The organism is Pseudoalteromonas sp. SG43-3 (genome assembly GCF_014164385.1).
Classification (GTDB): Bacteria; Pseudomonadota; Gammaproteobacteria; order Enterobacterales; family Alteromonadaceae; genus Pseudoalteromonas; species Pseudoalteromonas distincta.
This window is the reverse complement of the sequence record NZ_JACJFC010000001.1, coordinates 208830-222091: the sequence shown is the minus strand read 5'-3', so window position 1 is coordinate 222091 and position 13262 is coordinate 208830. Positions and strand designations below refer to the sequence as shown.

The window sequence follows — 13262 nt, the reverse complement described above, 5'->3', positions numbered from 1 at the left end:
TTACAAACAATAACGTGCAAACAAGCTCGTTACTGATGCAGCTGTTGGCTTACCATGCTGCCAATCACCGCCTTCAACACCGCTACCTGCTATATCCATATGAACATAAGGTAGAGGCTGTGCAGAGTCGTTACCGTGCTTATCAAGCCCACCAACAATAGCCATAAACGCCATAGGGAACTGATGTCCACGAGCAGTAACGGCAGATGCTGCGTTATTGCTAGATAAAACATCGTCAGCTAGCGTACGTGGTTTAATAAAGTCGTAGTCTTCACGGCGTGAACGCGATACTTCAGCGCCATCGGCCCACAAATCTCCAAGGTCAGCTATTTGACGTGAAACACCAGCACTACGAGCTGGACCATTTTCAACATACGCACCGTAAGGACCCATTGCGCGAGCTGCATGACCCGTTAATGTAGCAACAGTAAACAGCGTTGGATTAACCTCACCTTTAGCTAAATCTTTCATTTCGCTAAGCAGGTCGCCCATTGCTAAACGCCCTTCTGCATCGGTATTACCAATACGGACACGAACACCTTCACGGCTAGTAATAATTTCATCTGGCACAAAACAATCTGAGCCAATAGAGTTACGAACAACAGCTAAGTACGAGACCACTTTAACGCCTTTAGGCTGATAATCAGCAACGGCTTTCATAAAGCCCGCAACAGAAGCTGCGCCGCCTTTATCACGGCTCATGCCTGCCATATGGCCGCCTACTTTTAAATCTGCACCGCCTGTATCGTATACAAGGCCCTTACCTACAAACATAAGTGTGCGAGTAATTTCGCCCTCTGGTACATATTCAAGCTTGACAACACGTGGGTGATGGCGCTCAACTGCATACGATGCGCGAGCAACTGTACTTAGCATTGGGTAGTTTTTATCAATAGCTGCAATATCATCAATTACGTCAACTGCAATGTTTGAGCCTTTAAACAATTCAACGCAGTAATCAGCAAAACGTGGGGGAGCCATACGCTCAGGTTCAGTACCACACAGGTCACGCGCTGCATATTGGCCAGCTGCAATTGCATTAACAGCTTTAATAGTTTGCTCGCTTGCGCCAACTAAACCAATCTGTGTAATTGGTTCAATGCTTTCACCGTGATATTCACGCGCTTCTAATGGCTGCCATAAGGCTTGGCAAGCGCCTAAATAAGCAACCTCTAAAGCATGCTGATAACGGCTATCGCCATTTAAATTTGGTAAAAATAATGCAGGGTTAATACTGCCCGACGCTTTTGCTTCGTTAATTGCTAATTTAGCAGCATCAAAATAACGACGCACGTCGTCGTAATCTCTATTTAACGGACCGGTTGGCGCAAGTACAACGCGCTTGTTTTCAATTACTAATAAAGTAACTTGCTTACCGATGCGAGAATCTACGTTTGCTTGAGCTAAAATAGCATCACGTAATGAGTTATTTGGTAACTGAGAAAAGTCATTACTAATAATAATAAGCGCATCATGAGATGTGCATTCAAGGCTTGCACTAACCGCTTGAGGGTATGCCATAAATAAGGTCCTGTTAGAAAACATAAGCCCCTATTATCGTCGATTTAAATATTGAAGACCAGCAAGGAGCGATGAGCTAATCACATAACCTATCAATAAATGGCAACTTGGAGTTACAGGCTTTACAGCTTAATCGAGAATACTAAGTTGGAAGTTTTGCTCTGGCTCGTTTTTAATGCCAACGCCTATGCCAAGTAATCTTACAGGCTGTTGTAGCCCACGCTGGTAGGCCTTAGTAAACAGTTGGATAAATATTTCTGTGTTGAGCTCGTGGTATACCTGATCGGCAGAGGTCACTACAAAATTTGCAAACTTCACCTTAACACTCAATTTATTAATACGGTTTCGTAACTGCTGTTTATTAAGCCTTAAAACTAATTCGTCTAACAACCTTGGCAGCTCATCTAAGCACTCTTGCAAACTTGTTTTGTTGTACTCGTAGGTATGTTCAACACTCAGCGATTTTCTTATACGATCTGTGGATACTTTACCAACATACTCACCTGCACATTTTTGATAAAGCGACACACCAAAATTACCCACATGTTGCTGCATCCAGTTAACGCCTTTTTCACGTACATCCTTGCCGGTATATAAGCCTTTTAAATTTAGCTTTTCGAGCGTTACTTTGCCCACTCCTGGAATTTTCCCAAGCGGTAATTGCGCTAAAAAGTCATCGACCTCATCAGGCAAAACGACAAATTGACCATTCGGTTTATTTTCGTCACTGGCTATTTTGGCAATAAATTTAATCGGTGCAATACCAGCTGATGCAGTGAGCCCTGTAGTATTGTAAATATCGGCTCTTATTTGCTGTGCAATAAGTGTGGCACTGCCTTTACAAGCGGTGCTGTCTGTTACATCTAGGTAGGCTTCGTCTAAAGAAAGGGGTTCAATTAAGTTTGTATAGCGGCTAAATACTTCACGTATTTGGTTTGAAGCTTCTTTGTATACAGCCATGCGCCCTGGGACAATAACTAAATCGGGGCATAATTGTTTAGCATGATAGTTCGACATAGCCGATCGCACGCCATACTCTCTAGCTATATAGTTAGCGGTTGAGAGCACGCCTCGTCGGCTATTGCCTCCAATAGCAAGCGGTACACATGCAAGTTTTGGATTATCTCGCATTTCTACTGCTGCATAAAAGCAATCCATGTCTATGTGAATAAACTTCTTCATCACCACAACAAAAACTGGTTATTTATACAGTCATTATTATAGAATCAAATGTGATAAGCAAGCCTAGGGCCTGTTTATCTTTCGAGGTTAAATTTGCAGCAGTATGTTTGGTATTTAGGCAAGGCAGAGCCTATGTAGTGTGGTTATTCCCCATAAATAGGCGATAACGTAGCACAAATGCCAAACATACGCTGCCCGAAGGGTTCTGCCTAGGGGCAATTTACTCTTTGTTGCCTACATGGATGTAGGTAAGGGGCGTGAGCAGGACGCGGAAGCTTTGCTCGGTTTTTACTTAGCCCACTAGGTCACAAACCTCGCGCCGCGATTAAATAGCCCCTAGATTGAACAAATTTTAATCCTGAAAGGTCAACAGGCCCTACTAGTTAACGATTAAAAAAAGTGTTTATTGTCCTCCGATCTCTTATAACCACGTAGCCAATACATAACCTCAAATAAAAATCCTGCCAACATTAAAATGATAGCGCCAGATTCATTCCCCATCGCGTAACAGGTAAAAGAGGCTATAAAAACCAAACAAGCTAAGGACCAATTAATTATATTCTGCATATTATTACCTTTGTGTGTGTTTTTGTGTGTCTGTGTAATTTAACTGTAGACCTAAAATTAAACAGGTACAATCATCTTATAAAAAAACATGCCATTAATTACCTTGAGCTCGTAACACCATGTTGATAATCTAAGTACTTTAAAAATCAAGGGCCAATAAATAATGCAAACGTTTAAAGATCAGCACCCTATTCATACCGATATCACCGTAGCATGGGCTGATATGGATGCGCTACAACACGTAAATAATGTAGTGTATTTACGTTACTTTGAAATAGCCCGAATCGACTTTTTAAATAAAATAAATTTGTTCGACACAATAAGCCCAAACGGTGTGGGCCCAGTAATAAGCGAAAATAACGTTCGCTATAAACGCCCAGTAACTTTTCCCGACACACTCACTGTAGGCGTTACAATTACAGATCTTAAAACAGATCGCTTTACCATGAACTACACAGTTTACAGCCATGCACAAAAAGCAATAACGACTACGGGTGCATCTAAAGTTGTAATGTTTGATTTTACTACAGGGCAAAAAGCCCCAATCTCCGAGCCTCTTTTATCGGCTTTAATCAGCCATGCTCAAAACTAATTTAGTTAAGGAATTTTTATGCAATACAACCCACTAGGTAGCAGTGGCGTAAACGTATCTCGAGTGTGCCTAGGGAGTATGACTTGGGGTAAACAAAATACTCAAAGCGACGCTGATGAACAAATAGCCTACGCGCTAGAGCAAGGCGTAAACTTTATTGATACAGCCGAAATGTATGCTGTACCTCCTTCGCCAGAGACCTATGGTAAAACCGAGGAAATTATTGGCAATTGGCTATCGCGTAATCAGCAAAAGCGCAGCGATGTGGTACTAGCTACAAAAATTGCAGGCAATGGATTATCGTGGGTACGTGATGGCGGCAATATTACTCGCCAAACAGTAATAGAAGCCGTGGATGATTCACTTAAGCGACTTCAAACAGACTACATTGATTTATATCAACTACATTGGCCAAACCGCTCTACCCCTCACTTTGGCAGACAATGGCCCGGCACTCTTAAATTTACCGACGTAAATACACAAGAGCAGCAAGCTAGTATGCTTGATATTCTAGAAGGCCTTAATGAATGTGTTAAAGCAGGTAAAATTAAGCACTGCGGTTTATCTGACGATACGCCATGGGGTATAAGCCAGTTTTTAAGTTTGGCCAAAGAGCATAACTTACCGCGTATGGTATCTATTCAAAATGAGTTTAGCTTAGCGCACGCTAAAGACTGGCCGTATTTAATAGAACAATGTGTACACGAAGATATTGCCTACTTACCGTGGTCGCCTTTAGCAGCCGGTTTATTAACGGGAAAATACCTAAACGGTGCTCGCCCAGAAGGTTCTCGTTGGACCTTCATGCAGCGTAACGGTATTTTTAGAGATACACCCAATGCAGAGCAAGCAACTAAGCAGTATGTTGAGCTGGCTCATGCAAACAATATTACTCCAGCACAACTAGCCTTAGCATGGTGTAACCAAGTAGATGGCGTAACTTCTTCAATTATTGGGGCAACATCTATAGCTCAATTAAAGGAAGATATAGACGCATTTAGCATAACGCTAAACGACGAAATTCTTAGTGAGATTAACACCATATTTAGAAACCATCCGATGCCTTATTAAGCATGTATGAGTTAAAAGCAGCCTTGAATGAGGTTGCTTTTTAACTAAAATATTTGACCCTACTACAACCAACACTATACTTTTATTAAGTTTTCTTAATTCAACGAACACTTATCAATGCTGAAAAACGGATACTATGCATTTTGCTTATTAATTGTATTCAACGCGCACGCCGTTGAGCAAAAAGTACAACCTCTAGAAGAGATTATTTGGCTGCAAAGTTACACGCCCCCTTTTCATATAGCTAAAAGTGAAAGCGCACCACAAGGCGGTATTTGCGACAACCTAACCGAGCAACTCATCAGAACCATAACTGATGTAAAACATACTCGCTTAATTGTTCCTCAGCAGCGTATAAATAAATATTTAAATGAAGGGAAAAATGTATGTTTTCCGTGTGTTATTTATAAAAAAAATAATAACCAACAACTTAACTACTCAAATCCAACAACGGTATATCCCCCATTTTCAATTATCACGACTAAAGAGCTAAAGCCGCAATTAGAAGAAAAGCACGGCTCGCCTATTCACCTTATTAATTTATTAACCGACCCGCAATATGTATACGGGCAAGCGGCTGCACGTAAATTTACAACTAAAATTAATACAATTATTGAAAATACAAAACGAGATAAAGAGTCTTCGTTAAGTTGGAGTAGCGAAAATGAAAGTCAGGCTGTTATAGCACGCTTGAGTCACGGCTTTTTAGACTACTCAATTGATTACCCGTTTATGGCTGATTACTTTAATAAACAAGGGGAGTATACGAATATAGAAAGTGTGCCAATTGCAGAAAATGACATTCAATTTATAAGAGGAGCAATAGGCTGTGCGGCTAAAGCACCTAATAATTTTGCAGAGCAAGCCCTTAAAAAAATTAACCGCGCATTAAAAAATAATGTACTTCAATCGCCTGAGTATCAACAAAGTCAGCATAATTGGCTTAAAACCACCTTTACTGACTTTGATAAACACTACCAACAGCAAGTCATTAATTTTTACTTACTTGCCACTGATGCTCAAGCAAACACTGATCATTAGCATAAAGCGCCACTGCAAAAATACTTTTAGCTGTTACCTCACCTACGCCCGACGGTGTACCTGTCATTATTACATCACCGTCTTCTAAGCTCATAAATTCACTAATTTCTTGTAAAATTGAGTCAGGGTTGTGCAGCATAAAATGAGTATCACCTCGCTGAATCACTTCATTATTAATTTTAAGTTCAAAGGTAAAGTGCTTCATTGCATCAGTTAGCGCTACAAAATCAGTTAAAATTACAGAGCCGTCGAACGCTTTAGCGCGCTCCCATGGAAGCCCTTTATTTTTTAATTTACTTTGCGCAGTACGCTTAGTTAAATCAAGGCCGAGTCCAACACCTGCAAATTTTTTATCTTTAACTACAAAACATAGCTCGGTTTCATAATGCAGCGTATCGCCGTTGTGAGCTGCAAATAACGTATTAGTAATTGCGCTATTTGGCTTATTAAATAAAACCATTTGATCTGGCGTTTCGTTATTTAGCTCTGCAATGTGTGCGGTATAATTACGACCAACACACACTACTTTTGATGGTGTTAATTCTTCAGATACTAACTTTATTGAATGCATATAAATAATGTCTCAGTTATTGGACCTGTTGACCTTTCAGGATTAAAATTTGTTCAATCTAGGGGCTATTTAATCGCGGCGCGAGATTTGTAACCTAGTGGGCTCGATAACTGCTCCTGCGTTATTCTACTGACTTACATCCCTGTACGAATAAGTAAAAACCGAGCAACAAAGAGTAAATAGCCCCTGGGCAGAACCCTTCGGGCAGCGCATATTTGGCATTTGTGCTACGTTATCGCCTATTTATGGGGAATAACCACACTACATAGACTCTGCCTTGCCTAAATACCAAACAAACTGCTGCAAATTTAACCTCGAAAGATAAACAGGCCCTAGCTAATAAGCGTTTCAAGTAAGCTCAAATTAATAGGTTTAAGTAAAACTCGGTCAATATTTAAATCTTTTATTTCTCTTGGATCTGGCTCTGCGCCACTTACAATCACTAAACGTAATTCAGGGTATCGTTCATTAATTTGCTGGCCTAAGTCAACGCCACGACCATCAGGTAAATGCATATCTAACAATACCTTATTAAATTGCTGGTCGTGATTAAGTATTTGCAAACATTGTGCGCAGCTAGACGCAATGACGGTTTCAACGCCTAAACTTTCTAAAAGTAGTTGCGTAATTTGCGCTGCATCATGATCGTCTTCCACAAGTAAAAAGCGCTGCTTTTTCTCGGTTAAGCCATTACTACGATTTATATCTTTAGCTTGCGGTGCATGCTCTGGCGCTACCAAGTAATCTTGCAAACATTGATATAAAGCCGCGCTATCAACAGGCTTTGGTATTACATCGTTAAAACCAAGTGCAGCAAGCTCCTCATGTATGCCTTTCATAGTAGCTGCAGTGAGCGCAATTATTGGGCCTTTGTAGCCCATTTTTCTAAGCTCTATGGTAGCTTCCTTGCCGCCCATTACAGGCATATGAATATCAATAAAAATAATATCGTAAGGCGCTTTATACGCATCTGCTATGCGTACTTTTTCAAGTGCTTGCTGGCCATGTTCGGCATAATCTACGCGCGCACCACAGGTACTGATCATATGACCAACTAGCATGCGTAAATCACGTAAATCATCAACCACTAATACTCGCCCATGCACTTTGCATGGAGCCGATTTACTTTGTAATTGTGGGGCACTACTAAAATTAAGTACTTGTCGTTCTACTTCGCTAATATCACCTGGATATACCGAAATCGTAAATGTAGAACCTTTGCCTATTTCAGAGTGCAAACTAATATCACCGTGCATACGCGCTAACAATTCAGCACATATTGCCAAACCTAAGCCTGCGCCACCTACAGAGCGTGATTCTACATCGGCTATTTGTTCAAATGGCTTAAATATGAGTTCTTGTTTTTCAGGGGCAATGCCCATACCTGAATCTTTAATGCTAAAAAATAGCATTTCGCGATCATCAACCCATTGCATCCACGCATTAACAACAATTTCGCCTTTATCGGTAAATTTAACCGCATTGTTTATTAGATTTATTAAAATTTGACGAACTCTTGTTGCATCCAGTCGTGCAACCAAAGGTAATGGCTGATGTGATTCAAAGCGCAGCGTAAGGCCCTTATCAAGAACCGATACGCGCATTAGCGTGTATACATCGGCAAGCATGCTATCAAGGTTAACTTCGCTTAGGGTCAGTTCCAGTTTATCGGCTGCTATTTTAGATAAGTCGAGCACGTCGTTTAACAAGCTCAATAAGTGTTTACCGTTTCGATAAATAACACCCAATTCATTTTCAGCTTGCTGACTAAAATCGCTCTGCATTAACAGTTCGGTGTAGCCTAAAATAGACGATAGAGGAGTACGTAACTCATGGCTCAAATGAGCTAAAAATCGATCTTTTGAACGGTTTTCGGCTTCAGCTTTTAAGCGTTCTACTCTCTCGCCTTCAACATCTTTACGTGCCAAAGCATAACGAATAGCACGCGCAAAGCGGCTCGAACTCATTTCTGTTTTAATTAAGTAATCTACTGCACCGGCATCAAGCGCCGCCGAGTCTAACTCGTCGTTTGACTGCCCGGTAAGCATAATAATGGGACCGCTAAAGCCATTGGCAATTGCTTCTTTTAATACATCTAAACCATTCGATGCACCCAAGCGGTAATCAAGCAGGCAAATGTCGTGCTCATTTTTACTAAGCGTTGCAATTGCCTGCTCTGGAGAGCTTATCCATTGAATGTTAAACGTGTGTGAATCCAATTGGTCCAGATAGTCGCAGGTGAGTATGTAATCATCTTCATCGTCTTCTACAAGCAGCAACTGAGTCACTTTATCTAACATACAATCTCCATTAATCGTTAAATGTTGTCGGTAGCTCTACAAATTCTACCCAGTATTTTCCTAGCGTTTTCATTAAATCAACCAAACCATCAAACGTTACTGGTTTTGTAATGTAAGATGCAGCACCTAAGTTATACCCTTTAACCATGTCTTCTTCTTGTTTAGACGTAGTTAATATAACAACCGGAATGCCCTTTAAGTTAGGGTTTCCTTTTATAGCTTCAAGCGCTTCACGGCCATCCATTCTAGGCATATTTAAATCAAGTAATATAAGTCCAGGACGCGGCGAAACTGCTTTGTCTTCAAACTTACCTTTACGCTCTAAATACTCAAGCAACTCAACGCCATCTTCAACAAAATGAAGCTCGTTAAGTACACGACTTTCAGCAAGGGCATCTTGTGTTAACAAACGATCATCTTCATCGTCGTCTGCCATTAAAATAGTAATCGGTTTTACTTTTGAATAGGGCATTTAAGCCTCTCCTTGCAATGTGAAAAGCTCAGCTTCCACAGGTAGTTTTATAATAAAGGTTGCACCTTCACCGTCTTTACTTTGGGCTGTAATTGTTCCGCCGTGGCGCTCCACAATACGCCTACATACAGAAAGGCCAATACCCGTGCCTTTATATTGTGAGCGTCCATGCAAGCGCTGAAACGGTACAAATATTTTATCGGCATAGTCTTGTGAAAAACCAATACCGTTATCTTCTATGGTAATAACTTGAAAACTTAAATGAGTATTATGATCAGAGCTGAAAATATCTTCATCTTGATAACTAATTTTTATGTGTGGGTTTACGTCGGGACGCCTAAATTTAACAGCGTTCGACAACAAGTTTAAAAACAGCTGCTGCATTTGGCTTTTATCGGCCTGAATAACTGGTAAATCATCTACATCAATTTGTGCTTCAGACTCTTTTATCGCAATCTCTAAATCACTTAATATATCAGCTACAACTTCATTTAAATTCGTGTCATCAAAATCTTTACCACGCGTTGTAATTCGCGAAAACTCTAATAAGTCGTTAATCAAGTTAGACATACGCTGCGCTGCATTTTTCATGCGCCCAATGTAATCCATCCCCTTTTCACCCAATTCATCTTTAAACATGGTTTCAAGACGGTCGCTAAAGGCTTGGATTTTTCTAAGAGGTTCTTGTAAATCATGGCTTGCTACAAAAGCAAACTCTTCAAGCTCTCGGTTACTACGGCTCAATTCATCTGAATATAATGTTAGCTCTTGTGTCCGCTCAGAAACCTTCATTGCTAATGTTTCGTTTTGTTTTTCAAGCTCAAAACGATATTGTGCTGCATTTCTCAAATTAAGGCGCGTCATAATAAACATACCAATAATCAGTAACGCACTCGTTATTGCTGTTATAGCGAATGTAATTTTAGCTTCATTTTTAATCTGTGCTAATTTAGAAAAATGGCTTACTTTAAAGAGTAATTCACGGTCTTGAATTTCATTAACATACTCTCTAATTTGCTTATAAAGCTTTCTTCCTTTATGCGTATTTAATACATACAACGCACGTCTTTCTTTGTCATCTAGCGCAAGGTTTACAGTTTGTTTTAATTCTTTAATTTTACTATCTACAAGAACTAACAACTGGGCTATACGCTCAGCTTGACCGTCAATCTCAGAGTGAAGCGACTTGACATGATCTGTTTGCGCTTCAATTTGGCCTACAGCATCGTAGTACGGCGTTAAATAGTCAGTCTCTTCTGTCAATAAATAACCACGCTGCCCAGACTCAGCCTGCACTATGGATAGATGCAGCTTCTCAATTGCAGTGGTTAGCATGCTAGTGTTGTCTAAACTTTTTTGGGTTTGTGTTAAGCCTTGAATCGTATTCAATGCTAAAAATGCGTTGCCCACAATAATACCTAGCACAACCACCATAAATGTTGCCCAAGTGATATTCGCTTTACCTTGCTGTTTTTTCTTGCTCATTTAGCTTCCCGAATTAAAGTTTATACAACACTTAATATTTATTGAGAGTCTGATATTTTTTGCAAACTTTCGCTGCACTGTTGGCAATTATTGATAATTTTATCAAGTGCATCTAACGCTTTTTCTTTTGGCATATCGTTTTCAAGTACCAATTTAATCAGCTCAGCATTCATCGAAATACGATTTAGCGGCCCTCTTGCATCGTGTACTAATTTATTGAGTTGCTCTGTTTGGTTATCGGATGTCATGCCCTTCCTCAAATCTATTTATATTCGCCAATACCGCCATATGCATTAAGGCGGTTATAAAGTGTTTTAGTACTAATACCAAGCATTTGTGCAGCAAGCGTTTTATTACCTTGCACCTTATCAAGCGTTGCATGAATAAGTTCTTTTTCAACTTCTTCAATTGTTTGCCCTGCTGATACAGGCTTTTCGGCAGCTTGATTATTAACGCGCGAAAAGGGTGACTCTAAGTTATCAGGTAAAATAATGTCGCTGGTTTGTGGGTCGCTCATAATAAATGCACGGTGTATAGCATGGCGGAGCTCTCGCACATTACCCGGCCATTCATAGCTTTGCAGCTCTTTGAGCTGTGCGGCAGTCCAACTAAAGGCAGTGCCGTTTTCGTCATTAAGTTGATCTAAAAAGGCTTTCGCTAATAAAGGTACATCTTCTTTTCTATCGCGAAGTGGCGGTATATCAATAGGAAAAACAGCCAACCTAAAGTAAATATCTTCACGAATAACATTATTTTGTGCCAAATCGGTAAGCGAGCGGTTAGTAGCTGAAATAACACGGCAATTGGTTGGTATTTCTCTGTTACCACCTACGCGTGTTACCTTTTTAGTTTCAAGCACTCGCAGTAAATTTGGCTGCATATCAATTGGCATTTCAGTTACTTCATCTAAAAACAAAGTACCGTTATTTGATTGCTCAAATACACCTTCTTTACGTGCAATTGCGCCTGTAAATGCGCCTTTTTCGTGGCCAAATAACTCACTACCAATTAACTCTTTTGAAAGTGCGCCACAGTTGCTAGCAACTAATGGCCCTTCGCACTGGCTTGCGTTATGAATAGCTTGAGCCACTACTTCTTTACCTGCACCACTTTCACCCATAAGCATCACGTTAGCATTTGTTTTAGCTACGCGTTCAATCATGTTATAAAGCTTTTGCATTGGCTCAGATTCACCAATTAAACCGCCAAAGTGGCGTACAATACCGCTCGACTTTGCTTTTTTAACTGCTTTTTTAGGGCCATTTAAAACGAGTTCTAAATCTTCACGTTGTAATGGTTTTAATAAATGCCCTACATTTGGCTCACACATATCAGCTAAAATACCTTTAACTGAAGGATGGCCCGAAATAAGTGTAATTTTTGGAGATTGCCCAATCGTTTTTAAGTGATCAAGTAAGTGCAAACCGCTACCATCAGGCAGCATAAAATCAAGCAGCACATGATCAAAGGCATTATTTTCAAACCATTGATGTGCTTCTTTTAAACTGGTAGCTGTGCTTATATTGTGGCCGAGGAATTCGACTATGTGGCAAACAACGTCACTAAATTCAACGTCGTCATCTACTAAAAGTATGTCTAACATGATAAATCCCTATGCTTTTTTCTTATTCTACGCATCCTTGATATTAATTTAAAGGTGCGCCCAGAATCTAATTTTTAAAATAAACTTAAGCGATTAAATGCTATTAATGTTACCAACCTAATATTTACGTATGCTGAAAAAAATCGATCACAAATTATGATTAATAATTAAAATCGTTTCTATTTATAGAATGGTAGCAACTATTATTATTAAAAACCTAAAAAAGGAGACGAAATGCAGCAATTAAAAACCTTAATACATTCAGGTATTAATATTGACCAAGGTACTCAATTTACACGCTTAACAGCTCGCGCCATTGTAATTAAAAATAATAAAATACTTTTAATGTATACAAACCGTTATGAAGACTACAGCCTACCCGGCGGTGGAGTAGATGACGGCGAAAGTATTGAGCAAGGCTTAATTCGCGAACTAAGCGAGGAAACCGGTGCACAACAAATAAGTGTAGTTGAAGCTTTTGGACTCTATGAAGAGTATCGCCCTTGGTATAAGGACGATTTTGATATTATTCATATTAAATCGTATTGCTTTGTATGCAGTATAGCCGACGAGTTTGGCAAAGCGCAGTTAGAGCATTACGAGCAGCAAAATGGCATGACAGCTAAATGGGTTGATATTAACGACGCAATTGCACATAACGAGCGCACCATTGCTAACAGTGAAAAACAAGGGCTTTCTATTTTACGAGAAACTTACTTATTAAAGCGCATTGCAAAGGAGCTAATATAAAGCTCTGTGTTTGCCCCAGAGGGTGTTGTAAATTTTGCAACGCCCAGAATATTTTACTGCCTCGAGCACCTCAATTTTTATATTTAAAAAATCCTCCTTCAGCAAAA

The 13262-nt window shown here is 39.9% G+C and carries 12 protein-coding genes; 4 read left to right on the top strand and 8 right to left on the bottom strand.

The window, feature by feature from the left end; translation table 11 throughout:
• Positions 1–1521, bottom strand: coding sequence for a leucyl aminopeptidase family protein (locus H5157_RS01100; protein WP_182723955.1), 1521 nt, complete (start codon positions 1519–1521; stop codon positions 1–3).
• Between the two features lie 129 nt (positions 1522–1650).
• Entirely contained in the window at positions 1651–2703 is a 1053-nt protein-coding gene (gene dinB / locus H5157_RS01095) for a DNA polymerase IV (RefSeq protein WP_182723954.1), read from the bottom strand.
• Between the two features lie 730 nt (positions 2704–3433).
• Between dinB and H5157_RS01090 the strand changes: the two genes are divergently transcribed.
• From H5157_RS01090 to H5157_RS01080, 3 genes are all read left to right on the top strand, one after another.
• A complete protein-coding gene (locus tag H5157_RS01090) occupies positions 3434–3862 on the top strand; it encodes a thioesterase family protein (protein WP_002958095.1) in 429 nt (142 codons plus the stop codon).
• A gap of 18 nt (positions 3863–3880) precedes the next feature.
• Positions 3881–4933, top strand: a complete 1053-nt coding sequence (locus H5157_RS01085; protein ID WP_154903473.1) for an aldo/keto reductase — start codon at positions 3881–3883, stop codon at positions 4931–4933.
• 117 nt (positions 4934–5050) lie between these two features.
• Positions 5051–5974 carry an ABC transporter substrate-binding protein gene (locus tag H5157_RS01080; RefSeq protein ID WP_149602191.1) on the top strand — a complete coding sequence of 308 codons (924 nt, stop codon included), beginning with the start codon at positions 5051–5053 and terminating at the stop codon, positions 5972–5974.
• Here H5157_RS01080 and H5157_RS01075 read toward each other — a convergent pair.
• The 6 genes from H5157_RS01075 to H5157_RS01050 all read right to left on the bottom strand — a co-directional run bounded on the left by H5157_RS01075 (position 5925) and on the right by H5157_RS01050 (position 12405).
• Positions 5925–6545: a fumarylacetoacetate hydrolase family protein gene (locus H5157_RS01075; protein ID WP_182711480.1), complete on the bottom strand. Its 621-nt coding sequence runs from the start codon at positions 6543–6545 to the stop codon at positions 5925–5927. The two genes, H5157_RS01080 and H5157_RS01075, sit on opposite strands and share 50 nt — an antisense overlap.
• Positions 6546–6877: 332 nt before the next feature.
• Positions 6878–8845: a hybrid sensor histidine kinase/response regulator gene (locus H5157_RS01070; protein WP_182723953.1), complete on the bottom strand. Its 1968-nt coding sequence runs from the start codon at positions 8843–8845 to the stop codon at positions 6878–6880.
• Between the two features lie 10 nt (positions 8846–8855).
• The gene (locus H5157_RS01065; RefSeq protein WP_039485075.1) at positions 8856–9317 is read right to left on the bottom strand and encodes a response regulator; all 462 of its coding nucleotides are present in this window, start codon (positions 9315–9317) and stop codon (positions 8856–8858) included.
• On the bottom strand, positions 9318–10802 hold the full coding sequence (locus H5157_RS01060; protein WP_182716785.1) for an ATP-binding protein: 1485 nt from the start codon (positions 10800–10802) through the stop codon (positions 9318–9320). It lies immediately after the preceding gene.
• 38 nt (positions 10803–10840) lie between these two features.
• Positions 10841–11050, bottom strand: a complete 210-nt coding sequence (locus H5157_RS01055; protein WP_039485081.1) for a histidine kinase — start codon at positions 11048–11050, stop codon at positions 10841–10843.
• A gap of 14 nt (positions 11051–11064) precedes the next feature.
• Positions 11065–12405 (bottom strand): sigma-54 dependent transcriptional regulator, encoded by a 1341-nt coding sequence (locus H5157_RS01050; protein ID WP_039485084.1) that lies wholly within the window; start codon positions 12403–12405, stop codon positions 11065–11067.
• Between the two features lie 234 nt (positions 12406–12639).
• On the opposite strand from H5157_RS01050, the gene H5157_RS01045 reads away from it, so the two are divergent.
• The gene (locus tag H5157_RS01045; RefSeq protein ID WP_182716784.1) at positions 12640–13155 is read left to right on the top strand and encodes an NUDIX hydrolase; all 516 of its coding nucleotides are present in this window, start codon (positions 12640–12642) and stop codon (positions 13153–13155) included.
• Positions 13156–13262 lie beyond the last annotated feature (107 nt).